24 protein-coding genes and 5 tRNA genes are annotated in these 24296 nt (G+C 73.3%); 15 read left to right on the forward strand and 14 right to left on the reverse strand.

All coding sequences use genetic code 11. The features are described 5' to 3' along the window. Positions 1-117 precede the first annotated feature (117 nt). Complete coding sequence (locus tag ABD352_RS24665) at positions 118-1038, forward strand: TAXI family TRAP transporter solute-binding subunit (RefSeq protein WP_344614843.1); 921 nt, start codon at positions 118-120, stop codon at positions 1036-1038. Positions 1039-1146: 108 nt separating this feature from the next. On the opposite strand, the gene ABD352_RS24670 is transcribed toward ABD352_RS24665, so the two are convergent. Together ABD352_RS24670 and ABD352_RS24675 are read right to left on the reverse strand one after the other, a co-directional pair. Beyond that, positions 1147-2523 (reverse strand): sensor histidine kinase, encoded by a 1377-nt coding sequence (locus tag ABD352_RS24670; protein WP_344614844.1) that lies wholly within the window; start codon positions 2521-2523, stop codon positions 1147-1149. After that, the gene (locus ABD352_RS24675) at positions 2520-3188 is read right to left on the reverse strand and encodes a response regulator transcription factor (RefSeq protein WP_344614845.1); all 669 of its coding nucleotides are present in this window, start codon (positions 3186-3188) and stop codon (positions 2520-2522) included. The genes ABD352_RS24670 and ABD352_RS24675 overlap by 4 nt, the downstream gene beginning before the upstream one ends. Before the next feature lie 98 nt (positions 3189-3286). Between ABD352_RS24675 and ABD352_RS24680 the strand changes: the two genes are divergently transcribed. Then, entirely contained in the window at positions 3287-3895 is a 609-nt protein-coding gene (locus ABD352_RS24680) for a hypothetical protein (protein WP_344614846.1), read from the forward strand. Positions 3896-3923: 28 nt separating this feature from the next. Then, positions 3924-4394 carry a hypothetical protein gene (locus ABD352_RS24685; RefSeq protein WP_344614847.1) on the forward strand — a complete coding sequence of 157 codons (471 nt, stop codon included), beginning with the start codon at positions 3924-3926 and terminating at the stop codon, positions 4392-4394. Here ABD352_RS24685 and ABD352_RS24690 read toward each other — a convergent pair. After that, complete coding sequence (locus tag ABD352_RS24690; RefSeq protein ID WP_344614848.1) at positions 4391-5020, reverse strand: TetR/AcrR family transcriptional regulator C-terminal domain-containing protein; 630 nt, start codon at positions 5018-5020, stop codon at positions 4391-4393. The two genes, ABD352_RS24685 and ABD352_RS24690, sit on opposite strands and share 4 nt — an antisense overlap. Before the next feature lie 44 nt (positions 5021-5064). Between ABD352_RS24690 and ABD352_RS24695 the strand changes: the two genes are divergently transcribed. Genes ABD352_RS24695 through ABD352_RS24705 form a run of 3 tightly spaced genes read left to right on the forward strand, consistent with a single transcriptional unit; the run spans position 5065 to position 8642 of the window. Continuing rightward, positions 5065-6216, forward strand: a complete 1152-nt coding sequence (locus ABD352_RS24695) for an acyl-CoA dehydrogenase family protein (protein WP_344614849.1) — start codon at positions 5065-5067, stop codon at positions 6214-6216. Positions 6217-6228: 12 nt separating this feature from the next. Beyond that, positions 6229-7569 carry an aldehyde dehydrogenase family protein gene (locus ABD352_RS24700; protein ID WP_344614850.1) on the forward strand — a complete coding sequence of 447 codons (1341 nt, stop codon included), beginning with the start codon at positions 6229-6231 and terminating at the stop codon, positions 7567-7569. Beyond that, complete coding sequence (locus ABD352_RS24705; RefSeq protein ID WP_344614851.1) at positions 7566-8642, forward strand: Zn-dependent alcohol dehydrogenase; 1077 nt, start codon at positions 7566-7568, stop codon at positions 8640-8642. The genes ABD352_RS24700 and ABD352_RS24705 overlap by 4 nt, the downstream gene beginning before the upstream one ends. Here ABD352_RS24705 and ABD352_RS24710 read toward each other — a convergent pair. The 8 genes from ABD352_RS24710 to ABD352_RS24745 all read right to left on the reverse strand — a co-directional run bounded on the left by ABD352_RS24710 (position 8593) and on the right by ABD352_RS24745 (position 15852). Continuing rightward, complete coding sequence (locus tag ABD352_RS24710; RefSeq protein WP_344614852.1) at positions 8593-9414, reverse strand: alpha/beta fold hydrolase; 822 nt, start codon at positions 9412-9414, stop codon at positions 8593-8595. The two genes, ABD352_RS24705 and ABD352_RS24710, sit on opposite strands and share 50 nt — an antisense overlap. Positions 9415-9496: 82 nt before the next feature. Continuing rightward, positions 9497-10942, reverse strand: a complete 1446-nt coding sequence (locus tag ABD352_RS24715; protein WP_344614853.1) for a flavin-containing monooxygenase — start codon at positions 10940-10942, stop codon at positions 9497-9499. 191 nt (positions 10943-11133) lie between these two features. Then, the gene (locus tag ABD352_RS24720) at positions 11134-11958 is read right to left on the reverse strand and encodes a hypothetical protein (RefSeq protein ID WP_344614854.1); all 825 of its coding nucleotides are present in this window, start codon (positions 11956-11958) and stop codon (positions 11134-11136) included. A gap of 21 nt (positions 11959-11979) precedes the next feature. Further along, the gene (locus ABD352_RS24725) at positions 11980-12660 is read right to left on the reverse strand and encodes a hypothetical protein (protein WP_344614855.1); all 681 of its coding nucleotides are present in this window, start codon (positions 12658-12660) and stop codon (positions 11980-11982) included. A 75-nt stretch (positions 12661-12735) separates the two neighbouring features. After that, positions 12736-13371 carry a hypothetical protein gene (locus ABD352_RS24730; protein WP_344614856.1) on the reverse strand — a complete coding sequence of 212 codons (636 nt, stop codon included), beginning with the start codon at positions 13369-13371 and terminating at the stop codon, positions 12736-12738. Positions 13372-13380: 9 nt separating this feature from the next. After that, entirely contained in the window at positions 13381-13839 is a 459-nt protein-coding gene (locus ABD352_RS24735) for a hypothetical protein (protein ID WP_344614857.1), read from the reverse strand. Between the two features lie 75 nt (positions 13840-13914). After that, entirely contained in the window at positions 13915-14580 is a 666-nt protein-coding gene (locus ABD352_RS24740) for a response regulator (protein WP_344614858.1), read from the reverse strand. 162 nt (positions 14581-14742) lie between these two features. Then, positions 14743-15852 carry a damage-control phosphatase ARMT1 family protein gene (locus ABD352_RS24745; RefSeq protein WP_344614859.1) on the reverse strand — a complete coding sequence of 370 codons (1110 nt, stop codon included), beginning with the start codon at positions 15850-15852 and terminating at the stop codon, positions 14743-14745. Between the two features lie 29 nt (positions 15853-15881). Here ABD352_RS24745 and ABD352_RS24750 point away from each other — a divergent pair, with 29 nt between their 5' ends. After that, positions 15882-16229, forward strand: a complete 348-nt coding sequence (locus tag ABD352_RS24750; RefSeq protein WP_344614860.1) for a DUF1232 domain-containing protein — start codon at positions 15882-15884, stop codon at positions 16227-16229. A 90-nt stretch (positions 16230-16319) separates the two neighbouring features. Here ABD352_RS24750 and ABD352_RS24755 read toward each other — a convergent pair whose 3' ends face one another. Together ABD352_RS24755 and ABD352_RS24760 are read right to left on the reverse strand one after the other, a co-directional pair. Further along, the gene (locus ABD352_RS24755; protein WP_344614861.1) at positions 16320-16676 is read right to left on the reverse strand and encodes a GntR family transcriptional regulator; all 357 of its coding nucleotides are present in this window, start codon (positions 16674-16676) and stop codon (positions 16320-16322) included. 4 nt (positions 16677-16680) lie between these two features. Beyond that, positions 16681-17595 (reverse strand): NADP-dependent oxidoreductase, encoded by a 915-nt coding sequence (locus tag ABD352_RS24760; RefSeq protein ID WP_344614862.1) that lies wholly within the window; start codon positions 17593-17595, stop codon positions 16681-16683. 54 nt (positions 17596-17649) lie between these two features. Here ABD352_RS24760 and ABD352_RS24765 point away from each other — a divergent pair, with 54 nt between their 5' ends. The 6 genes from ABD352_RS24765 (at position 17650) to ABD352_RS24790 (ending at position 20248) form a co-directional block, all read left to right on the forward strand. Continuing rightward, complete coding sequence (locus tag ABD352_RS24765; RefSeq protein WP_344614863.1) at positions 17650-18195, forward strand: TetR/AcrR family transcriptional regulator; 546 nt, start codon at positions 17650-17652, stop codon at positions 18193-18195. A 176-nt stretch (positions 18196-18371) separates the two neighbouring features. Then, positions 18372-18444: transfer RNA gene (locus ABD352_RS24770), tRNA-Pro, on the forward strand. Positions 18445-18450: 6 nt separating this feature from the next. After that, positions 18451-18522, forward strand: a tRNA-Gln gene (locus tag ABD352_RS24775). Between the two features lie 19 nt (positions 18523-18541). Beyond that, a tRNA-Asn gene (locus ABD352_RS24780) sits at positions 18542-18614 on the forward strand. A gap of 20 nt (positions 18615-18634) precedes the next feature. Continuing rightward, positions 18635-18708, forward strand: a tRNA-His gene (locus ABD352_RS24785). A 73-nt stretch (positions 18709-18781) separates the two neighbouring features. Further along, positions 18782-20248 (forward strand): beta-N-acetylhexosaminidase, encoded by a 1467-nt coding sequence (locus tag ABD352_RS24790; RefSeq protein ID WP_344614864.1) that lies wholly within the window; start codon positions 18782-18784, stop codon positions 20246-20248. Here the strand turns inward: ABD352_RS24790 and ABD352_RS24795 are convergent. After that, positions 20245-21282, reverse strand: coding sequence for a TRM11 family SAM-dependent methyltransferase (locus tag ABD352_RS24795; protein WP_344614865.1), 1038 nt, complete (start codon positions 21280-21282; stop codon positions 20245-20247). The genes ABD352_RS24790 and ABD352_RS24795 overlap by 4 nt on opposite strands. 75 nt (positions 21283-21357) lie before the next feature. Here ABD352_RS24795 and ABD352_RS24800 point away from each other — a divergent pair. Then, positions 21358-21429 (forward strand) — tRNA-Val (locus ABD352_RS24800). Positions 21430-22494: 1065 nt separating this feature from the next. Continuing rightward, positions 22495-24296: WD40 repeat domain-containing protein (locus ABD352_RS24810; protein ID WP_344614866.1), on the forward strand; the 1802-nt coding region annotated here is incomplete at its 3' end.

A 24296-nucleotide genomic window follows, 5' to 3' on the forward strand; every position in this document is an offset into this window, starting at 1 on the left:
CGCCCCGGCCCCGCCCGCCCCGGCCGCGCCCGCCCCGGCCGCGCCCTCCCCGGCCGCGCCCTCCCCGGCCGCGCCCGGCCTGGCCGCGCTCGACCCGCCCGCGCATGGCCCGACCGCATGAGACGCCGCGCGCTGCTCGGGCTGCTCGCCGCCGGGCCCGTGCTCGGCGCCTGCGAATCGGAGGGCGACGAGGCGAGCGGGACGCTGCGCATCGCCACCGGCAGCCCCGGCGCCGTGTACTACCGCTACGGCTCGGCCATCGCCGAGCTGGCCCGCAAGTACCTGCCCAAGGTGCACGCCAGCGTGCTGTCCACCGCCGCCTCGCAGATCAACGTCGACTACCTGCTCCAGGACACCGCCGACGTGGCCTTCACCCAGGCAGACATCGCCGCCGGCAACGAGGAGGCCCACCCGCGGCAGCTGGCCGCCCTGGCCCGCCTCTACGACGACTACATCCACGTGGTGGTGGCCGCGGACGGCCCGATCGCGAGCTTCCCCGACCTGCTGGGCCGGCGGGTCTCCGTCGGCGCGCACGGCTCCGGCACCGCGATCACCGCCGACCGCGTCCTCGGCGTCAACGACATCACCGTCGAGCGGGCCCAGCTCGGCCTGGACGACTCGGTCCGGGCGCTGCACGACGGGAAGATCGACGCCTTCTTCTTCTCCGGCGGCCTGCCCGTCGCCGCCATCGCCGAACTGGCCAAGCAGGTGCCGATCCGGCTGCTGGACCTGGCCGCCTCGGTGCCGAGCCTGCGGGCGCGGTTCGGCGACTACTACGCCGAGCGGGTCGTGCCGGCCTCGACGTACACGGGCATCAAGCCGACCGTGGTCATCGGCATCGCCAACTACCTCGTGGTGCGGCTGTCGATGAGCGAGCCGCTGGCGTACGGCGTGACCCGCCTCATCTTCGAGGGCCGCGACGAGCTGGCAAAGGCGCACCAGGCGGCGGCCCGGCTGAACGTCCGCTCGGCCATCTCGACCCCGCCGCTGCCCCTGCACCCCGGCGCGATGCACTACTACCGCACCCAGAAGCCCTGAACCGACAAGTCGGGCGCCGGCGGGCCACGACTTATCGGACTTATACCCTGTCAGGGCAAATGTTCGGAAAATCCTTGAACGCGCCAGCGTTCGGGTTTTCGCCGGGATTCAGGGCGCCACCGGGAACCAGAGCCGGGCGTGTAGGCCCGACGGGTCGTTGGGCAGCAGGTCGAGGCGGCCGCCGGAGGCCTCCACCAGGACGGCGACGATCGGCAGGCCCAGGCCGCTGCCGTCCACGTTCTGCGCGTCGGGCGCCCGCCAGAAGCGCTCGGTGGCCATCTCCCGCTGCTCCCCCGTCAGGCCCGGCCCGTTGTCGGTCACGTGGAGGGCCACGCCGCCGTCGTCGGCTCCGGGGCGTACCGTCACCGTCGTCCCGGGACCTGAGAACTTCACGGCGTTGTCGATGAGCGCGTCCAGGGCCTGGTCGGTCGCGTTGCGCACGGCGCGGGCCCGTAGTGGCCGGGGCGGGCGCACGTACCGCAGCGTGATCTCCTTCTTCGCCGCCACCGGCTGCCAGGCGACCACTCGCGCCCAGGCGATCTCGCCGGCGTCGACGTCGACGAGGTCGTACCGGCCGCGCTCGGCCCGGGCCAGGGCGAGCAGGCTGTCGAGCACCTCGCCGAAGCGCTCGGCCTCCTCCAGCGCGAGCCGGTGCCCCTCGATCGCCTGCGGGTCGGTGAGGTCGGCGCCGAGGTCCTCGACCCGCAGCCGCAGCGCGGTGAGCGGGTTGCGCAGCTGGTGGCTGGCGTGCGAGACGAACGCCCGCTGCCGCTCCAGGGAGTCGGCGACGGTCTCCGCCATCTCGTTGAACGCCGAGCCCAGCCGGCGCAGCTCCGGCGGGCCGTCGGCGGCCGGCACCCGCACCGCGTAGTCGCCCGCCGCGAGCTCGTGCGCGGCGGCGTCGAGGGCGGCGACCGGCCGCAGCGTCCAGCGGGCCAGGGTCCAGGCGGCGACGATGCCGGCGAAGAGCACGACGAGCCCGCCGCCGGCCAGGATGCTCCAGGAGGTGCCGACCCCGTTGGCGTTGCGCCGGGTCGGCGAGATCGTGACGACGGCCCCGATGACCTCGCCGCCGCGGCCGACCGGCACGGCGACCACGAGCGGCTCGGTGCGCCACGGCCAGATGGTCCCGTCGTCGCTCGCCTCGCGCCCTTCGAGGGCCCGGCGGGCCTGGCGCAGCACGCCGGCGTCGGCGAGCCGGATGCCCAGCCGGGAGCTCACCACCTCGTGCGCGTCCTGGTCCACGACGACGGCGCCGACGCCGTAGACGTCGTCGTAGCGGGTCAGCTCGGCGGCCAGCTCCGCCGTGTCGGAGGCGCGCAGCGCGGGCTCGGCGAGCGTGGCGAACCTCGTCGCGTCGGCCAGCCGGTCGGCCACCAGCCGCTGGGTGTCCCGGCCGGCGATGGTCATGGCCAGCGGTACCTCGAGCGCCGCCAGCACCAGCAGGAGCAGCACGAGATAGACGGCGCCGAGGCGGACCCTCATGGCGCGAGTCGGTACCCGACGCCGCGCACGGTCTGCACCAGCCCCGGCACGTCGAGCTTGGCCCGCAGCGAGCCGACGTGCACGTCGAGGGTGTGCCGCCCGACGAAGCTGGTCTGCCACACCGCGAGGATCAGGCGGTCGTAGGACACGACGACCCCGGGCGTGCGGGCCAGCACGGCCAGGATCTCGAACTCCTTGCGCGTCAGCGCGACCTCGCGCCCGCCGTTGACGAGCACCCGCCGCGCCGCCGTGTCGACGCTGACCGGCCCGGCGGTGAGCGTCTCGCTCGGCGGCGGCGCGGCCCGGGCGGCCCGCCGCATGACGGCCTCGATCCGGGCGTTGAGCTCCGCCATCGAGTACGGCTTGACGACGTAGTCGTCGGCGCCGGTCCGCAGCCCGAGCACCCGGTCGCGCTCCTCGGCCCGGGCGGTGACGGCGATGATGGCCACCGTCTCGTCCTTGCGCCGCAGCGTCCGGCACACCTCGATGCCGTCGCCGTCGGGCAGGTTGAGATCGAGCAGGATCAGGTCGAACGACTCACCGGCGAACGCGTCGAGGGCCGACTGCGCCGTCGGGCAGTGCACGATCTCGTGCCCACGCCGGCGCAGGGCCGTGGCCAGGGCGGCCGCCACCCGCGCGTCGTCTTCCACCAGCATCATCCGCATCGTGGGCCCATGGTACGGGAGCCCCTCAGATTCAAGAGTTCCTCAAGGAACGGCGGCGCAGGTTCCCGCGGCCCGGCCCGCGTTGCCACGGTGTTGGGGTGGACATCGCATCGAACGGCGAGCGCTACCGCGCCTCGACCGTGGCCGCCTTCGAGGCGGCGGTCCTCGTGCGATGCACCGGGGTGTGTGGTGGAGGAGGTCGTGCCCGGGCGCTGGGGGGCGCCCGGGCACGCTCGACCTTCACGGGGCTCACATTCACCGGCGTCCTGGCGGAGTTCAGCCGCGGCGCCGCGGCCGAGCGGCTGGCCGACCTGCTGCGCACGGCGGGCCACGAGGCGAGCGTGCACCGGTACACGGCCGGCACCCGCCACCGCTACGAGATCTTCCGCGTCTTCGCCTCCGCCGAAGCGTGGGCCTTCCTGGACCGCGCCTGGACGCAGGGGTACGGCGAACTCTGCGGCGCCCCGGCCGAACCCCGCTCGACCCGTCAGTCCCGCCACTCCCGCGCGCTCGCCGAGGCCGCCTGGCGCAGCGTGCTGCTGGTCTCCGGCCCGGCCCGGACCGGCTCCCCCGGCCTGCGCGTGGCCGACCTGGACACGGCGACGGTCCTGATCCGGGCCGGGCGCATGATGCGCCTGCCCGTGCGCATGGGCACCCGCCCCGGCGGTCAGCTGCTGCTCGTCATGCCCGCGCAAGCGGCCGCGTAGGCATCGCCGTTCTGGCATGATGCGCGGCGTGGAGATCCTGCCGGGCGAGGGCGTGGCGCTGGCGAAGGTCGGCGAGCATCGGGACGTTGTCGAGGGCCGGGTCGGCCCGCCGGTGCACCCGGGGCGGCACAGCCGGGCCGTGTACCCCACGGAGCCGATGCTCGTGCTGACGTACGCCGAGGACGAGACGGTCGAGATCGTCGAGCTCGGGTACGGCGTCGAGCGGCAGGCGTACTTCGACGGGGTGCAGCTCACCTACCGGTTCATGGACGAGGTGGTGGCCGACCTCGAGCGGAAGGGCTACCGCGCCGACCCGACCGGCATCGGCTTCCGGTTCGAGCCCGGATTCGCCATCTTCTCCATGGCCTCGCTGTGGGCCCGGGACCTCGATCCGCAGGCCACGGAGGACGACCCGCGCGAGATCGTGGAAGGGGTCTCTGTCGCGCCCTACGCCTACTTCGACGACGCGAGCGAGGAAGAGGACGAGGACGAGGGCTAGGGGTGCAGGGCGGCGAAGCGCCGCTCCAGGCCGTCGATCAGCGCGTCCAGGCCCAGCTCGAAGGCCGCCTCGTCCACCTCCGAATGGCGGTCGGCCAGCCGGTGGGCGTCGCGCAGGTGCGGGTAGTCGGCCCCGTACAGCGACGGGTCGGCGACGAAGCCCAGGGCGAACGAGCCCAGCGCCGAGCCGGCCACGAAGTACCGCATCGCGGCGCCGATCCGGGTGGCCTGCGCCGGGGGCCAGCCCGCCGAGACCAGCGCGCCGTAGACCGCGTCCGCCAGCCGAAGCGACGCCGGGCGGCGGGCCGGGCCGCGGGCCAGGAACGGGACCACATTCGGGTGGGCGCGGAAGGCGGCGCGGTAGGCCCGGGCCCACCCGCGCAGGGCGGCCGGCCACGGGTCGCGGCCGAGCATCGACAGGTCCACGCCGGCCACGATGGCGTCGCCGATCGCGTCGACGATCTCCTCCTTGGTGGCGAAGTGGTTGTACAGCGACGGCGCCTGCACCCCCAGCTCACGCGCCAGCCGCCGGGTCGACAGCGCGTCGAGGCCCTCGGCGTCGACGATCGCGGTGGCGACCTCGACGATGCGCTCGCGACTCAACAGTGGCGTTCGGGGACGGACCATGCGTACGATCCTAGAAACTAACAGCGTTAGTTAAGGAACCCGGTATGGACTTGACCCTCAGCGATGAGCAGCAAGCGGTCCGCCGCCTGGCCGCCGAGTTCACCGATCGCGAGATCGCACCGCACGCGGCCGCGTGGGACCGGGCCGAGCAGGTCGACCTGGCGATCGTGAAGAAGATGGCCGACCTGGGCCTGTTCGGCATCACGATCCCCGAGTCCTACGGGGGCAGCGGCGGGGACCATCTGACCTACTGCCTGGTCCTGGAGGAGCTCGGCCGCGGCGACTCGTCGGTGCGCGGCATCGTGTCGGTCTCCCTGGGCCTGGTCGCCAAGAGCATCCTCGGGTACGGCGCGGAAGCCCAGAAAAAAACGTGGCTCCCCCGGCTGTGCGGCGGGACCGACCTGGCCTGCTTCGCCCTCACCGAGCCCGACACCGGCTCCGACGCCGGCTCGCTGGCCGCCCGCGCCACCCGGGCCGACGGCGGCTGGCGGATCGACGGCGCCAAGATGTTCATCACGAACGGGACCTGGGCGTCCGTGGCGCTCGTGTTCGCGCGCACCGGCGGGCCGGGGCCCAAGGGGATCTCCGCCTTCCTCGTGCCGCTGCCGTCCGAGGGGCTGCAGGTCACGGAGGTGCACGGCAAGCTCGGGCTGCGCGGGCAGGCCACCGCGATGCTGAGCTTCGACGACGTGTTCGTCGGCGAGGACGCCATGCTCGGGGCCGAGGGGCAGGGCTTCAAGATTGCCATGGCGGCGCTGGCCAAGGGGCGGATGTCGCTGGCCGCCGGGTGCGTCGGGATCATCCAGGGCTGCCTGGACGCGGCGACCTCCTACGCCACCCAGCGCGAACAGTTCGGCCGGAAGATCGCCTCGTTCCAGCTGGTCCAGCAGCTCATCGCCGACATCTCCGTGGAGGCCGACGCGGCCCGGCTGCTCACCTGGCGGGTGGCCGACCTCATCGACCGCGGGCTGCCGTTCGCCACCGAGTCCTCGACGGCGAAGCTGTTCGCCTCCGAGGCCGCGGTGCGGGCGGCCAACTCGGCGCTGCAGGTCTTCGGCGGCTACGGGTACATCGACGAGTACCCCGTGGGCAAATACCTGCGCGATGCACGTGTCACTACGGTGTACGAGGGCACCAGCCAGATCCAGAAGCTCATCATCGGCCGCGCTCTCACCGGCGTGAGCGCGTTCGCGTAGGGGGCAACAACCGTGATCGATGTCGTCAATCCCGCCACCGAACAGGTCATCGGGTCCGTCTCGCCCGGCGACGTGGACGCCGCCGTGGCCGCGGCCCGGGCCGCCCAGCCCGCCTGGGCCGCCCTGCCGCGCGCCGAGCGGGCCGCGCGCCTGCGGGCGCTGCTCAACGGGCTGACCGCCGCCGCGCCCGGGCTCGCCGAGCTCATCAGCGCCGAGATGGGGGCGCCGCTGCCGGTGGCCCGCAAGGTCCAGGTCGGGCTGCCGCTGGCCACCGTGATGTCGATGGCCGCGCTGCTGGAGCGGCCGGAGGAGCCGGAGCGGATCGGCAACTCCGAGATCTACCGCGAGCCGGTCGGCGTGGTCGCGGCGATCACCCCGTGGAACTACCCGCTGCACCAGACCGTGGCCAAGGTCGCCCCGGCGCTCGCGGCCGGCAACACCGTCGTGCACAAGCCGAGCGAGGTCGCCCCGCTCTCGGCCGACCGGCTGGCCGAGCTGGTGCGGGCGGCCGGCATCCCCGACGGGGTCTACAACGTCGTGCACGGCTACGGCGACCCGACCGGCGCCACGCTGGCCGGGCACCCCGGCGTCGACCTGGTGTCGTTCACCGGCTCCACGGCGGCCGGGCGCAAGGTCGCCGCGCTGGCCGCCCCCAACCTCACCCGGGTCGCGCTGGAGCTGGGCGGCAAGTCGGCCAACGTGATCCTGCCCGACGCCGACCTGGCCGCCGCGGTGAAGGTCGGCGTGGCCAACTGCTACCTCAACTCCGGTCAGACCTGCACGGCCTGGACCCGGATGCTGGTGCACGAGTCCCGCCACGACGAGGCGGTGGAGCTGGCGGTCGCCGCCGCGGCCAAGTACACGGTGGGCGACCCTGCCGACCCCGCCACCCGGCTGGGCCCGCTCGCCTCGGCCGCCCAGCGCGACCGGGTGCTCGGCTACATCGAGCGCGGCCTGCGGGACGGTGCGGTCATGGCGTACGGCAAGGCAGAGGTCCCGTCGGTCGGCTACTACGTCGCCCCGGTGGTCTTCGCCGGCGTCGACCCGGACGCGGCCATCGCCCAGGAGGAGATCTTCGGGCCGGTGCTTTCCATCATCCGGTACCGCGACGAGGACGACGCCGCACGCATCGCCAACGCCACCAAGTACGGCCTGGCCGGGGCGGTCTGGTCGGCCGACCGCGACCACGCGCTGGCCTTCGCCCGGCGGATGCGCACCGGCCAGGTCGACGTCAACGGCGGCGCCTTCAACCCGCTCGCCCCGTTCGGCGGCGTCGGGCACTCCGGCTACGGCCGCGAGCTCGGCGTCCACGGCTACGAGGAGTTCACCGCGGTGAAGGCGGTCCAGCTGTGACGGCGGCCGCGGTCCTGCGCGCGCTCGACGGCCCGCTCGCCGTCGAGGAGATCGAGCTCAACCCGGTCGGCCCGGGCCAGGTGCGGGTGCGCCTGGCCGCCGCCGGGGTCTGCCACTCCGACCTGTCGCTGGCCAACGGCACCCTGCGCCAGCCGCTGCCGGCCGTCCTCGGCCACGAGGGCGCCGGCGTGGTCGTCGAGACCGGCGAGGGCGTCGCGGACGTCAAGCCCGGCGACCACGTGGTGCTGAACTGGTCGCCGCCGTGCCGGGCCTGCTGGTACTGCGAGCACGGCGAGCCGTACCTGTGCCTGCACGCCGACGACGCCCGCGCGGTGCCGTTCGCCACCGCCGGCGGCGAGCCCGTCTACGCGGGCCTCGGCACGGGCGCCTTCGCCGCCGAGACGGTCGTCGGCGCGCACGCCTGCATCCCGGTGCCGGCCGACATCCCGCTCGCCGAGGCGGCCCTGCTCGGCTGCGCGGTGCTCACCGGCGTCGGCGCGGTCACCAACGCGGCCAAGGTGCGCCCCGGGCAGACGGTCGCGGTCATCGGGCTCGGCGGCGTCGGGCTGGCGGCGATCCAGGGCGCCCGCATCGCCGGGGCGTCGGCGATCATCGCGGTCGACCCGGCGCCGGACAAGGAGGAGCTGGCTCGCTCGCTCGGCGCCACGCACTTCGTCACGCCGGGCGAGAGGCTGCCCAAGGAGATCCGCGGGATGACCGGCGGCCTCGGCGCCGACCACGCGATCGAGTGCGTCGGGCGGGGCGACACGATCCGGGCCGCCTGGTCGGCGACCCGGCGCGGCGGCACCGCGACCGTCGTCGGGCTCGGCTCGGCCCAGGACCCGGTCACGTTCAACGCCCTCGAGGTGGCGTACTTCGCCCGGACCATCGTCGGCTGCATGTACGGCAGCACCGACCCGGCCGTCGACGTGCCGCTGCTGCTGGAGCACTACCGGGCTGGCCGGCTGAACCTCGCCGCGCTGGTCAGCGACGAGGTCGGGCTGGACGGGGTGGGCGAGGCGTTCAGCCGGATGCGCTCGGGCCGGGGCGCGCGGACGCTGATCCGGTTCTGAGCGCCCCGGTCGTCGCCAGGATCACCTCGGCCACCGCGGCCGGGTCGTCGCTCATCGGGACGTGGCCGCAGCCGTCCAGGGTCGCGTGGCGGGCACCGGGAAGTACCTCCCGGGCCCGCTGTGCCTGGATCGGCTCCAGGATGCGGTCCCGCGCCGCCCACGCCACGGTGACCGGGACCTCGGGCGCGCCGGCGAACGCGTAGGTGGCGCCGTGCCGGGCCACCGCCGCGAAGCCCTTGCCGCCGCGCAGGGCCAGGGTGTCGGCCAGCGCGCGCTCGGCGGAGAGCACCGACGGGTCGGTGACCAGCGCGCCGAAGGAGAAGCGCTTGCCGAAGCGCGTGCGGTAGAAGACGCGCAGCACCGGCGCCGGCGTGGCCACCGCGCCGAAGCGCATGCTGCGCAGCATCCGCAGCGCCCGGCGCACCTGGGCGGGCGTGGCGAAGCCGGCCGGGGACAGCGCGGTGGCGGAGCGGGCCAGGCCGGCCGCGGCCAGCTCGAGCGCGATGGCGCCGCCGAGGCTGTTGCCGGCCACGTGCGGGCGGTCCAGGCCCATCTCGGCGAAGAAGTCCCCCAGCGCGGCCACGGCCGTCGGCATGCCGCGGTTGACGGCCGGCGCCGGCGAGCGGCCGAAGCCGGGCAGGTCGAGCGCGATCACGTCGTGCCGCTCGGCCAGCCGCGGGATGACGGGCTCCCAGGCCCGCCAGTGGTGCCCGATCCCGTGGATCAGCACCAGCGGCTCGCCGTCGCCGGATCGTACAAAGTGGACGGTCACGCCTCCTCCTCGCTTCGCTCGTCGTCGGCCTGACCGAGGCTGAGCCATTGATGACCGGCCCCTCCGCCTCGCTCCGGACCGGTCATGGGGTCACCTCGTAGGCGGCGGGGTCGAATCGCTTCATGCGCTGGCGGAAGCGCCACGTCGAGCCGGGCCACAGGGTCGAGTTGCGGCCGGTCGCGTCGATGTACCAGCTGCGGCACCCGGTGGCCCAGACCGTCCCGGCCATCCGGCGGTCGACGTCGGCGACGAAGCGCGCCTGGGCGTCCTCGCGCGGCTCCAGGGCCCGGGCGCCGGTGCGGCGCATCCGGTCGAGCGCGGCGAGCACGTAGTTGAGCTGCGACTCGGCCATCAGCACGACCGAGTTGTGGCCGAGGCCGGTGTTGGGGCCCAGCAGCAGGAAGAGGTTGGGGAAGCCGGCGACGGTCGTGCCGCGGTACGCCTGGGGGCTGCCCTGCCAGCGCTCCGCGAGCGACCGGCCGTCGCGGCCCCGGATCCGCTCGGCGATCGGCAGGTCGGTGACCCGGAAGCCGGTGCCGAACACGATCACGTCGGCCGGGTGCTCCACGCCGTCGCCGGTCACGATGCCGTGCGGGCGGACCTCGGCGATGCCCTCGGTGACGACCTCGACGTTGTCCTTGGCCAGCGCCGGGTAGTACTCGTTGGACTTGAGCACCCGCTTGCAGCCCATCGCGTAGTCCGGGGTGAGCTTGGCCCGCAGGGCGGGGTCGCGCACCGCCCGGCGGAGGTTGGCCAGCGCCACCCGCCGGGCCAGCCGCATGACCCGCGGGCGGAGGAAGCCCAGGACGGTGGCCTCCATCCCCCAGTACACGAGGGTGCGCATCGTTCGCTGCGCGCCCGGGATCCTGCGGTACGCCCACTGCTCCCACGTCCGCAGTGGACGCTCGTTGCGGGGCATCACCCACGCCGGGGTGCGCTGGAAGAGCGTGAGCTTCCCGACGACGGGCTGGATGGCCGGGACGATCTGCACCGCGGAGGCACCCGTGCCGATCACCGCGACCCGGCGCCCGGCGAGCTCGGCGTCGTGGTTCCAGCGGGAGGAGTGGAAGGCCTCGCCCCGGAACGTCTCCAGGCCGGGCAGCTTCGGCACGACCGGCTCGTTGAGCGGGCCGCCCGCGGCGATGAGCACGTCGGCCGTCCACTCGCCGCGCGAGGTGTCGATGCGCCAGCGGGCGGCGCCGGCGTCCCAGGCGGCCTGGCGCACCTCGGTGCCGAAGCGGATCGCCGGGCGCACGCCGAAGCGGTCGGCGCAGTCGCGCAGGTACTGCCAGATCTCCGGCTGCGGCGAGTAGGTGCTCGTCCAGTCCGGCTTGAGGGCGAACGAGAAGGAGTACACCTGGGAGGGCACGTCGCAGGCGCAGCCCGGGTACGAGTTGTCGCGCCAGGTGCCGCCGAGGTCGTCCGCGCGCTCGAAGACCACGAAGTCGGAGTCGCCGCGCTGCCTGAGCCGGATCGCGGCGCCGAGCCCGCCGAAGCCCGCGCCCACGATCGCGATCCGCGTGTGCATCGGCACCTCCTGGTACTCATTGGTACCAGGAGGTTACCACCGGGTAGCCACACGCGAAAGGGCCCGCCGGAGCGGGCCCCTTCATCGATGTGCGCTCACATGCCGAGCAGACGGCCCGCTCACATGCCGGGCACACGGCCCGCTCACATGCCGGGCACACGGCCCGCTCACATGCCGGGCAGACGGCCCGCTCACATGCCGAGCAGGCGGTCCAGGAAGTCCCGGTAGCCGCGCACGGCCGCGCGGAGGCGCTCGGTGTCGTCGCCCTGGCCGTTCTGCCAGTCGGCGAGCTGCCCGCGCTGGGCCTGCAGCGAGCCGGTCAGCGTGTCGACGGCCTCGCCGATGAGCTGGTCGGCCTCGCCGGCGACCGCGCGGGGGTCGTCGATGAAGCGCAGCTGCAGGGCACGCCAGCGCTCCTTGAGCCCGTCCACCGCCCCGTCGGCCCACAGCGCCCCGACCGCGGCCACGTCCACCGCACCCGGCAGCGACTCGCTGGGGGCCTCCTCCTCGGCCACCGGCTCTTCGACCGGCTCGTCCAGGACGGCCGTGTCGCCGGTCCCGGCGTTCCAGTGCTCGTCCTCGGCCGCTTCCGCCTCGGCGGTCTCGGCCTCGGCCCGCTCGTCGTCCTCCTTGGCCACCCGGGCGTCGGCGTCACGGGCGTCGTTCTCGCGGGCCGCCTCCTCGTAGACGTCGTCGGTGGCCCCGGTGCGGGCGTCGGCGTCGTACGGTCGGTCGGTGCGGGCGTCGTCGAGACGGTCCGCGGTGTCGGCCCGCTCCTCCTCCGCCAGCGCCTCGTCGCGGTCGACCAGGGTGGCGTCCTCGCGGTCGGCGGCGTCGGCCGAGCCGGAGGCGTACGTGCCGGCGGGGTAGCGCTCGGCCGCCTCGCCGTCGTCCGGGTCCGCGTGGCCGGCGCGCGCGGTGCCGACGGCCACGTCCTCGTCGAAGTCCCCGTCGTGGTCTCGGGTGCGCTGACCGGGGAGGCGGCCGAGGTCCTGGTACTGCTCCTGCTGCGTCATCGCGGTGTCCCTTCCCCGGCCCTACGACCGGCTGCTCGTGTCGTGGGGCAGGTCGGCCTGGGCGCGCCGCGCCTGCACGTTGCGGGCGCGCTGCGCGGGCGTGTTCACCGCGGTGTCGTCGCCGGACAGTGCGGCGTCGCGCGGCGCCGGGGCGCCGTGCGCGTCCGGGGTCGGGTCGGCGCCGAGCAGGTCGGCGAAGAGCGCGCGGTAGTGCACCACGGCCTGGCGCAGCTGCTCCGTGGTGGCCTCGCCGCGCTCCGAGAACTGCGAGATCTCGTGGGCGTCGCGGTAGTGACCGAGCGTGCGGGCGTGCTCGACCGACAGGTGGGCGAGGTGCTCGTCGTAGTCGCCGGTTGGGTAGCCCCGCTCGGCGATCACCCGGGTCACCAGCGCGTCGGCGTCGCGGACGGCGCCCGCCGGGTCGTCCAGGAAGCGGGCCTGGATCTCCTGCCAGCTGCTGGTGTATCGGGCCCGCGCCTCGGGGTCGAGGTCGTGGATCTGGAGCTCGGCGTGGCGCCGTTCGCGATCGCGCAGTTCGCGCTCGGCGGCGAGGCGGCTGTCCCCCTCGGCCACGGCCCGGTCGTACTCGGGGCCGAACCGGTTCTGCAGGGCCCGCCGCCGAGTGACGAACCAGATGCCGTAGCCGAGCGCGGCGATCACGACCAGGACAATGATCGTGACCAGTACTTGGGTGGCTGTCATGGCGGTCCTCCTTCAATGGAGGTATTCCGCGAGACGCCACCCCTCAAACGGGCCCGGTCGATGACCGGGGTTCACTCACGTGCCGACCAGGTGATTGAGGAAGTCGCGGTAGCCGTGCACGGCCGCCCGCAGCTGCTCGGTGTCGTCGCGTCCCGAGACCCGCCAGTTGCTGAGCTGGTCCTTGCGGGCGTTCAGCGAGGCGGTCACCCCGGCGAGGGCGTCGTCGACGAGCCGCTCGGCCTCCCCGGCCGCGGTCTGCGGGTCGTCCACGAACCGCAGCTGCAGCTCCTGCCAGCGGGTGCGCACCTCGTACGCGTGGGCCTCGCTGGTCAGCGGCGCGGCCGACATGAACTGCCCGCCCCCGCCGCCGTAGGGCTGCCCGCCCCCGCCGCCGTAGGGCTGGCCGCCCCCGCCACCGCCGTAGGGCTGGCCGTAGCCGGCCTGCGCGCCGTAGGGGACGGAGGACATGGGGGCCGCCTGCGGTACCGCCGCCGGGGCCGGAGCCGGTGGATGCGGTGCCGCGGGGACGGGCACGGCCGGACCACCCGGGACCTGGGCCTGGGCCTGAGCCTGGGGATGCACCGGGGCCGCCGGCGCCGGGCCCGCGGACTCCGCCTCCTCCTCTTCGTCCTTGCCGCCGCGCAGCAGGATCCAGCCGCCCACCGCCAGGGCAACTACGACCAGGCCGATCGTGATCGTCGTTGAGTTCATTGGTCCCCCTCACAGGCCGAGGATGCGATCGAGGAACTCGCGGTAGTCCCGTAGCGAGGCGCGCAGGTTCTCGGTGTCCAGGCCCCGGGCGGCGCGCTGCTGGTGCAGCTGGCCCCGCCGGGCGTCCAGCGAGGCGGTGAGCGAGGTGACCGCCTCCTGGACGAGCCGCTCCGCCTCCCCCGCGACCAGGTGCGGGTCGTCGATGAAGCGCAGCTGCAGCTCCTGCCACCGGCCGCGGATGCGCTGCCGGTCGGACTCGTTCCACAGCCCGGCCAGGTTGACCGGGCCGCCGGCGACGGGACGCGGGGCCGAGCCGCTGGCCTGAGCCGCCCCGCCGACCGAGGTGACCGGCGGCGCGGACGGTGGCGTGACGGACGGCGGGGCTGAGACGTTGCCGTCCTCGTAATCCGTGGCGGCCGGAGCATCGTCGTCAGCCTGGGGCGCCATCTCGTCGCCTTCAGGTTGCATGCGCGCGTTCCTCTCCATCGGGAGACCACGCGATACCCCCGGCCAGTCGGGCAAAAGCCACTCGCCGGGGTGAGCCTAAGGCTGGAAGCGATACCCCATTCCCGGTTCGGTCAGCAGATGGCGGGGGCGCGCCGGGTCCTGCTCCAGCTTGTGGCGCAGCTGGGTGACGTACTGCCGCAGGTAATGCGTCTGCTTGAGGTAGGTCGGCCCCCACACGTCCTGCAGGAGCTGCCGCTGGCTCACCAGCTTGCCGGGGTTGCGGGCCAGCACCTCCAGCAGCTCCCACTCGGTCTTGGTGAGGTGCACCCCGCCGCCGACCGTGCGGGCCGCGAAGTCGACCTCGTGCCCGCCGATCGTCACCGACCCGAGCGGGTCGGCCGGGCCCAGCCGCCGGGTGACCGCCCGGACCCGGGCGAGCAGCTCGTCGATGCTGAACGGCTTGGTCACGTAGTCGTCGGCCCCGGCATCCAGCGCCTCGACCTTGTCCCGCGAGTCGGCCCGGCCGGACAGCACCAGGATCGGCACCGGGCTCCAGGAGCGCAGCTTGCGGATCACGTCGACGCCGTCGAGGTCGGGCAGCCCCAGGTCGAGCACCACCAGGTCTGGCCGCTCCTGGGCCGCCGCCTGCAGCGCCTCCCCGCCCGTGGTGGCCGCCACGACGTCATATTGCCTGGCCACAAGGTTGATCCGCAGCGCCCGGACGAGCTGGGGCTCATCATCGACGATGAGAATTCGGCTCACGTACCAAGCCTTGCACGCCTCCCCCGCGTGACCGGGGACACGCTTGAGGCTCTTCGCAAGCGGACCGCAAGTGGCCGCCAAGTCCTTGACGGCAGAGTGCACAGCATGACGAACTCCTGCAAGTCCTGGGCCGGCCCGACCTTCTCCTCCGCCTCCTCCGCCTCAGGCGCGAACTTGGATGAGCGCAAAAGCGCCGCTGGTGCGCCATGAGGTGGGCAGGTTCCGCTCCGCGCCCTCGTCCAGCCCGGTCACCACGTCCGACTTCACGGTCCGCAGCGCCGCGACGGGCCCCGGAAAGTAGTCGGTGACCCTCTCGAACGAGGTGGTCGCCGGCCAGTCTCGATCCCCCACCAGGCGGCGGTAGTTGAGGTCCCCCTTGAGGATCGTCAGCTCCGCCGCCGCGAACCGCGCGGCGAGCCCCTCCGGCGCCGCGTGGAAGGTCAGCGGCGCGCAGTAGAAGTCCTCCGTGTGCAGCCGCAGCCGCCCGTCGCGCAGCGCCGCGGCCAGCCGTCCGCCGACCGCGCTGCCCTCCGGGAACCGCGCCAGCTCGGCGAGCACGTCGGCCGCCAGGGCGTCGGAGACGAAGTACGGCGCCGGCTTGACGTGCAGCTCCGCCCGCGCCGCGCGCCCGGTGCTCAGCAGGAAGTCCAGCAGCACCAGGTCGGGCAGCAGCTCCCGCCCGGCGTTGTCGGCCACGAGCACCACCGCGCCGCCCCGCAGCACCTCCCACATCCGCTTGCGCTCGTCCACGAGCAGCTCGCCGGCAGGCTGCTCCGCCCGCTGCACCAGCCGGAAGCCGAGGTCGGCCCGGTTGCCCCACAGCGCCGCCGTCACCACGCCGGCCGCCTGCTCCTCCTCGGGCAGCTCTTGCAGCGCGTCGAGCTCGGCCAGCTCCTGCGGCCCGGGCAGGTCCGCCGCCTTCTGCGGCCCGAAGGGGTCGATCCCCCGCCAGGCACCCGGAGCGAAGTAGTCCACGGCCTCCAGCAGCCGGCGGTAGAAGTAGTTCTCGGCCCAGAGGAACGGCACGTCGTACCACGACCGCCCGTACATCCCCTCACCCCACGCGGACCACTGCTCGGCGTCGTGCGCCCCGGCCTCCAGCGGCGTCACGGCATCGGACTGCAAGAGCCTTTCAAGCCGCTGCCGTACCTCGGGCGGGTACGGATGATCGGCAAGCACCCGCCGCACGATCGCCGGGTGCCGGTCCCGCAGCACCGAATGGGGAAACGACGACGGGTCGCTGCTGACGATCACGGGTGGCTCGACGGGCATGCGGGCAGTATCACCCGTAAACTCGATCCATGTCGGACGACTTGTTCTACGCACTCTTCGTGATCGGCGGGCTACTGCTGGTCGCCGTGCTGGTGCTGGCGATCGTCCTGGCCGTCCGGGTGTGGAAGACCGGCAAGGCCCTCCAGGCCATGGGCCTGGGTGGCAAGTGGGTCTTCTGGGGCGCCATCGCCTACACCATCTTCCCCATCGACCTGCTGCCCGACCCGATCTACCTCGACGACGTCGGCGTCCTGGGCGGCGCGCTGATCTACCTGAGCCGCCTGGCGGCGAAGGCCAAGGCGCAGCGCGAGGCGCAGGGCAAGCCGCTCTACCCGACGTACCCGCAGCGCCGCCCCCCGCAGCGCACCCGCCCCTAGCGGCGCCGCCCGCTTTCGCGGCCCACCGACCTTCACCGTCGCCATGCGTCACATTCTCCGGACCGAATGCAACGTCCGGCAGTCTGCGATCTAGGCCGGGCGCAGGGCGACCTCGACGATGCGCAGGGCCTCGGCCGGGGGCAGACCGGCGGCGGCGGCCACCGCGGCGTAGTCGGCGGCGGCCCGGCGGACCCGTTCGAGGGCCTGCGAGCCGGCGGCCGAGACGAAGGAGCCGGCCCGGCCCCGGGTCTCGATCAGGCCGGCGTCCTCGAGCTCGCGGTAGGCGCGGGCCACCGTGTTGACCGCCAGGCCCAGCTCCGCGGCCAGGCTGCGGATGGTCGGCAGGCGCTCGCCCACCGCCAGGGTGTGCTCGCGGATCTGGGTCGCGAAGTGGGCGCGCAGCTGCTCGAAGGGCGGCACCGTCGAGGCCGCGTCGACGACGATCACCCCCTCAATGTAGGCGGGGGCCGACCTCGATGACGAGTTTGCCCCGCCGCGGGCCCGTCTCGAAGTCGGCGTGGGCCTGCGGGGCGGCCGACATGGCGTACACCTGCTGAATCGGGACCCGGAAGAGGCCTTGCTCGTGGAGTACCGCGGCGGCGGCGAGGCCGTGGGTGCCCTCCGGCTCGCCTCCCAGCGCGCCGACCGAGACGGGGACGCCGAGCGCGGGTCCGCTGAAGTCGGCGATGGTCAGGACGCCGGCGGGGGTTCCGGTCAGCCTGATCAGCTCGGGCAGGGAGCCGGCGCCGGCCACGTCGAGGGCCAGGTCGACCGGGCCCAGGCTGGTGGGCAGCCGCGGGACGGGGGTGGCGCCCAGGGCGGCCAGGAAGTCGTGGCTCTCCGGGCGGGCGGTGCCGAGCACGCGGGCGCCGCGGGCCACGGCCAGCTGGACCGCGATGCTGCCGACCCCGCCCGCGGCGCCGTCGATCAGCAGCGTGGCCCCGGCCGTCACGCCCAGGCGGTCCAGCGCCCGGGTGGCCGTCTCGATGCCGGTGCCGGCCGCGCCGGCCTCGGCCCAGGGCATCGACGCCGGGCGGGCGGACCAGCGCCGCAGCACCGCGTACTGCGCGGTCGCGCCGCCCAGGCGGGCCACGTCGACGTAGCCGAACACCTCGTCGCCCTCGCTCGCGTCCGCGCCCTCGCCGACCTCGTCGACGACGCCGGCCGCGTCCACGCCCGGGACGTGGGGCAGGCGCAGGCCGGCCGCCGACGGGGAGTGCCCCGCGCGCAGATTGACGTCCACCGGCGAGATGCCGGCCGCCCGCACCCTGACGCGCACCTCGCCCGGGCCCGCGTGGGGCTCCTCCATCTCGCCGACGCCCAGCACCTCAGGGCCACCGATTCGTTCGTACCGCACCGCTCGCATGGGGCTACCGTAGGAGCGGATCGCCGCCGTACGCCGGAAACGAGAGACCCGCGGGTGACGTTGCCTCAGAAGATGCGCCTCGACGCGGCCCACAACCGCGCGCTGATCGTGGAGGCGGCGCGGGCCACCTTCGCCGACGGCGGGGTGCAGGCCCCGATGCGCGCGGTGGCGGCCCGCGCCGGTCTGGGCGTCGCGACCGTGTACCGGCACTTCCCGACGCACGCGGCGCTGCTCGACGCGGTGCTCGCGCAGCGGGTCGCCGAGTGCGCCGCCGAGCTGGACGCGGCGCTGGGCGATCCCGATCCATGGCGGCCGCTCGCGGGCACGGTGCGCCGCTTCGCCGCGCGCCAGCTGGCCGACCGGGCGCTGAACGAGGCCCTGTTCGCGGCCGGGGCGCAGTTCGCCGAGGCGCGGCGGGCGCACGCGGCGGCGCTGGCCGGGCTGGTGGAGCGGGCCCGGGCCGCGGGGGCCGTGCGGGGCGATCTCACCGTCGACGACGTGCGGGCCGGGCTGCTGGCCATCTCGGCCCTGCGCGGGCGGCCGACGGCCGTCGACCGGCTGACCGACCTGCTGCTCGCCGGGATGCGGGCCCAGCCGTAAATTGCGTTGCCGCGCTCGCGATGCGGCTCGTATTGTCGTTCGTGAACAGCCCGACGGACGAACCGAGGAGCCGGAAATGATGCATCAGAATCAGCCGCGACGGCGACGGGTGTAGGCCTTTCCTCGGCCGCCCGTCCCGCACTCCGGGGCGGGCTTTTTTGTTGGTACTCCCATCTCGGGAACGACCGGCGCGGTGACCGGACCTGGCCTGGGACCAGGAAGTGCGGGGTTCGACTCCCCGGTTCCCGACTGCATTCCCTCGTGGTCCAATCGGCAGGACGCGGCGCTCTGGACGCCGAGGACGTGGTTCGAATCCATGCGAGGGAGCGGCACCGAATGTCGGCATTCCCCTGTAGCTCAATCGGCGGAGCAGGCGACTGTTAATCGCAAGGCTGCTGGTTCGAATCCAGCCGGGGGAGCGCAATTGTCAAGCACGATGGTGGTCATGGTGTACGGGTTCGTGCACGCCAGATTGTGGCTCTGGAGGTCCGGGTTCGACTCCCGGTGATCACCCCGAACGCCCGCACGACGGACACGCCGGTCGATCGGCGCGCCGGAAAGGCCGGACGCTGGCACGATAGGCGGCGTGCTGACGATCGACGAGCTCACCGTCGTGCCGATGCCGGCGGAGGTCATCCCCTCCCCCGGCGTCCTGTTCACGCTGCGGCCCGGCGCCACGATCCGGTCCGGCTCGGCATTCGCCGGGCAGCAGCTTGCCGAGGCGCTCCGGCCGGCGACGGGCTTCCCGCTGCCGGTCGTCGACGGGCCCGTCGAGCACGGCATCGAGCTCGTCCTCGCCGAGATCCCCGAGACATCGCCCGAGGCGTACGTCCTGGAGATCGACGAGCGGCGCATCGCCGTGACGGCCCGGGCCGAGGCCGGGCTGTTCTACGGCGTCCAGACGCTCCTGCAGCTGCTCCCGTCCACTGTGGAAGCACGGACCGTCCAGGCTGGACCGTGGACCGTCCCGGGTGGACGGATCGCCGACCGCCCGCGGTACGGGTACCGCGGCGCGATGCTCGACGTGGCCCGCCACTTCTTCGGCGTCGAGGTGCTGATGCGGTTCGTCGACCGGCTCTCGCGGTACAAGATGAACATCCTGCACCTGCACCTGAGTGACGACCAGGGCTGGCGCATCGCGGTGGACGCCTGGCCACGCCTGGCCACCGTGGGCGGCGCGACGCAGGTCGGCGGCGGGACGGGCGGCCACTACACCAAGGCGCAGTACGCCGAACTGGTCCGCTACGCGGCCGCGCGGCACGTCACGATCGTGCCCGAGATCGACATGCCCGGCCACGTCAACGCCGCGCTCGCCGCCTACCCGGAGCTCAACGACGACGGCGTGGCGCCGCCGGCCTACACCGGCGTGGACGTGGGCTTCAGCACGCTGAGCGTGGGCAAGGACGTCACCTACACGTTCGCCCGCCAGGTGCTCGAGGAGGTCGCCGCGCTGACGCCCGGGCCGTACCTGCACATCGGCGGCGACGAGGCCCAGAGCACGCAGACGGCGGACTACCTGGAGTTCCTGCGCCGGGTCCAGCCGATGGTCACGGCGCTCGGCAAGACGGTCGTCGGCTGGCACCAGGTCGGCCCGGCCGCGCGCGAGCCGGGGCGGATCGCGCAGTACTGGGGGCACACGCCCGAACCCGACGAGGACGTGCGGGCCGCCATCGCGCAGGGCGACCGCATCCTGCTGTCGCCGGCCGATCGGGTGTACCTCGACATGAAGTACACCCCGGAAACCCCGATCGGCCTGGACTGGGCCGGCCACGTCTCGACCCGCACCGCCTACGACTGGGATCCGGCCACCCTCCTGCCCGGCGCCCCGGACGTCATCGGCGTCGAGGCTCCACTGTGGACCGAGACGGTCGCGACCGAGGCCGACATAGACCTGCTGGCCTTCCCCCGCCTGCCCGCGATCGCCGAGCTGGCCTGGTCGCCCCAGCCCGCCCGCGACTGGCCCGGCTTCCGAGCCCGGCTGGCCGCCCACGGTCCCCGGTGGGCGCACCGGGGCATCGGCTACCACCCCGACCCGGAGATCCCCTGGCCCTAGCGGGGTTTGCGCGCCACGATGATGTCGCGCAGGATCGCCTGGTCGACCCGGTGCCGGAACGACAGGTACGGCTCGTCCTCGACCACCTCGAGCCCCGCCTCGGCCAGCCGCTGGGCGGCCACCTCGCGCTTGGCCACGAACGTGTTCCACGCCACGCCCATCGCCCCGCCCGGCCGCAGCAGCCGCGCCCACACCGGCGCCGCCTCGGCCAGCAGGTCCTCCGGGCTGCGGGCCAGCCCCTTGCCGGCCGTCCGGCTGCCGTGCTGCACCCCGTACGGCGCGTCGGTCACCACGAGGTCGAACGAGGCATCCTTGAAGAACTCGGCCGAACGCATGGTGTCGACGTTGACCACGTCGAGCTGCTGCGTGTCCCCCGACTTGTAGTCCTCGCGGTCCGCGGCCAGCTCGATGCGCAGCCGCCGCCCGACCACCTGCCGCTCCCGCCGCACGGGCCCGGCCTCGGCCTTGTGCTTGAGCCGCTTACGCTTGAGCCAGGTCTGGATGAAGGCCGAGTACGCCTCGAAGTCCTTCTGGTCCCGATCCACGCCGGCCGCGTCGAAGCCGTACATCAGCGCCTGGTTGAGCGTCGTGCCCCGCCCGCAGAGCGGATCGAACACCCGGAAGCGCCGCCGCAGCATCTCCCCCGCGAAATCCGACGCGAGCAGCGTGACGTTGAGCAGCAGCTTGGTGAACTGCTCATTGGTCTTCCCCTGGTACTTCAGGATCGTGACCAGATCATCGTCGAACCGATCGAGCTTGCTCATCGCGACGGGCCGGAGCAGCTCGCCGACGCGCTCGAACAGCGCGTAACCGGACGACAGGTTCCCGAGCGCCGCCAGCTCCTCGCCGGTGAGCCCCTCGGCCTCGAACGTCACGTACGGCACCCCGTGGATGTCCGTCGCCGATATCTCCGCCAGCCGCCCGCCGAGCACCCCTCGGTCGAACGCCCGGATCTCGGCTTGGGTGAGCTCGACGGAGGAGTCGGCGTACACGCGATTACTGGAGGGCAGGATGAGCAGTGCATACGGCGCCATAGACCCCCCACCCTACCGACACGGGGGATACCGAGTCGCGCCCCGGTCCGCCCATGCGGTACAGTTGGCCTCCGCGGGCGATTGGCGCAGCGGGAGCGCGCTTCGTTCACACCGAAGAGGTCACTGGTTCGATCCCAGTATCGCCCACCGCAGTTGTTCCAGGTCACGGCCGCTTTCCTCACCTGAGGAGCGGCCGTTTTGGCGCCCGCGGCCAAGATCAGGAGAGAACCTGGAGACGATCTTGCATTGAGGCTTCCGCGCCCGACCACGTCGAGCACCTGCACGGGTGAGCCCGGCCACATCTCCCGCCGCACCTGGAGCGCCGCCTCCCACGCCTCCGTCAGGCCACCGAGGAGCCCGGCGATCATCCGCGCGGTCACGTGCGAGTACCGGCCCTGAATCGACGGGTCGAGGTGACCCAGCTGCTCATCCATGAGCACCTGCGGCGTGCCGAGTTCCAGCATCATCGTCTTGTACGAGTGCCGCAGGCCATGCGGGGTCAGACCCCGGGCGATCGGTAGCCAGCACGCGGTAGCCCGATCCGCCCCATTGCTGCCTCGCAGCAGCACACCGGGCCACAGCTCGGCCAGCACCGGCACCGGGCGAGCCAGCCGGGGCGCCTTCGGCGGGAACCAACCGGTCGCGGCGGGCTGGAACACCCAGGTTGCGAACCCGTTGCGGAGATGATGCGGAGCGAGCACACCGTCGACCACGCCGCGCACGTACCCAAGCTGATCGATCGCCGCCTGAATGCGCGCCAGTCAGACCCGGCGACAGCACGAGCGTGACCAGCGACAACGCCGTTTGCAGAGGTCGCCAAGATCGACGGACGTTATCCACACCGAAGTGGTCACTGGTTCGATCCCAGTATCGCCCACCGCAGCTCAAGGGCCGTTTCCAATCATCGGAACGGTCCTTGATCCGTTCAGGGGGTCTAGCTTTTGCCCCACTCTGGTGGGCGCCGCGAAGTGCCCGTCCACCGCCTCCGCGCTGCGTGTCAGAACCGGGCGCGGTTGGTGGGTGCGCCCGCGGCAGTGACGTGGGCGTAGCGGCATGGCTGGAGCGGACAGACACCGCGGTGCGGCAGCGCAGCGGGTCCCGTAAAGGGGCGCCCGAACGGCTGACGACCAAGAAGCGGCTGGAACAGAGGGGATCGGCCCACCCGCTCCGTTCCAGCCTGGTTGCGGGCGTCTGGTAGTTATTCGGGCGGTCGTGGTGACATTGGGGGTTGCGATTGTGGATGGCGCGGCTTCGGTGTTTGAGCGTGAGTTGTTGTTGGCGACGTTGGTGGGGTGGTCGGCGGTGCCGGCCGGTGGGGTGCGGCGGTTGGTGGGGTTGGCTGCGGCGGCGGGCCGGTTGGATGAGTTGGTAGCGGCTCCGGGGTTGTTGTCCGATGTGGATCCCGCGGTGTTGCTGCTGGCGTTGCACAGCGCTGGTGAGCGGGGTCGGGTGTGGGCGGTGGTGCTGGCAGCTGCGGGGCTGCCGGCTGCGGGGGTGTCGGTTGCGGGGCAGGGTGATCGGTTGCGGATGGCGGTGTCGGGGTTCGCGGCGGTTGATGTTGGAGCGCGGGTGGCCGGTTGGGGCGGCGGGTCGGTGGTGGAGCCGGTGTGGAGTACCGCGCCGCCGGCATTGGGTGCGCCGCTGATCGGCCACACCGGCGACGTCACGGTGTTGGCGGCGGTACCACTGCCGGACGGGTCGACGTTGCTGGCCTCTGGCAGCCGGGACCAAACGGTGCGGCTGTGGGACCCCACCACCGGTGAGCCGGTAGGTAAGCCGCTGACCGGCCACACTGACGAGGTTCTGTCGGTGGCGGCGGTGCCGCTGCCGGACGGATCGACGTTGCTGGCCTCTGGCAGCATGGACGGCACGGTGCTGTTGTGGGATCCTGCCACCGGTGAGCCGGTAGGCGAGCCGCTGACCGGCCACATCGCGGCGTTGGCGGCGGTGCCATTGCCGGACGGGCGGACGTTGCTGGCTTCCGGCAGCCAGGACCACACGGTGCTGTTGTGGGATCCCATCACCGATGACCAGGTAGGTGAGCCGCTGACCGGCCACACCAACTGGGTCCAGGCGTTGGTGGCGGTGCCATTGCCGGACGGGCGGACGTTGCTGGCCTCCGGCAGCCAGGACCACACTGTGCGATTGTGGGACCCCGCCACCGGTGAGCCGGTTGGTGCGCCGATGACCGGCCACACCAGCGACGTCACGGCGTTGGCGGTGGTGCCGCTGCCGGACGGGCGGACGCTGCTGGCCTCGGGCAGCGAGGACTACACGGTGCGGTTGTGGGACCCCACCACCAGTGCGCCGGTAGGTGCGCCGATGACCGGCCACACCAGCGACGTCACGGTGGTGGTGACGGTGCCATTGCCGGACGGGCGGACGCTGCTGGCCTCCGGCAGCATTGACGGCATTGTGCGGTTGTGGGACCCCGCCACCGGTGAGCCGGTTGGTGCGCCGATGACCGGCGACACTTCGTGGGTCCAGGCGTTGGTGGCGGTGCCATTGCCGGACGGGCGGACGCTGCTGGCCTCGGGCAGCGAGGACTACACGGTGCGGTTGTGGGACCCCACCACCAGTGCGCCGGTAGGTGCGCCGATGACCGGCCACACCAGCGACGTCACGGTGGTGGTGACGGTGCCATTGCCGGACGGGCGGACGTTGGTGGCGTCCGGCAGCGAGGACTACACGATGCGGTTGTGGAACCCCACCACCGGTGCGCCGGTTGGCGCGCCGATGACCGGCCACACCCGCTCGGTCCAGGCGTTGGTGGCGGTGCCGCTGCTGGACGGGCGGACGCTGCTGGCCTCCGGCAGCCGGGACAAAACAGTCCGGTTGTGGGACCCCACCACCGGTGAGCCGGTTGGTGCGCCGATGACCGGCCACACCAGCTGGGTCCAGGCGTTGGTGGCGGTGCCGCTGCCGGACGGGCGGACGTTACTGGCCTCGGGCAGCGAGGACTACACGGTGCGGTTGTGGAACCCCACCACCGGTGCGCCGGTTGGCGCGCCGAT

It is taken from the genome of Dactylosporangium salmoneum (assembly GCF_039532525.1).
Classification (GTDB): Bacteria; Actinomycetota; Actinomycetes; order Mycobacteriales; family Micromonosporaceae; genus Dactylosporangium; species Dactylosporangium salmoneum.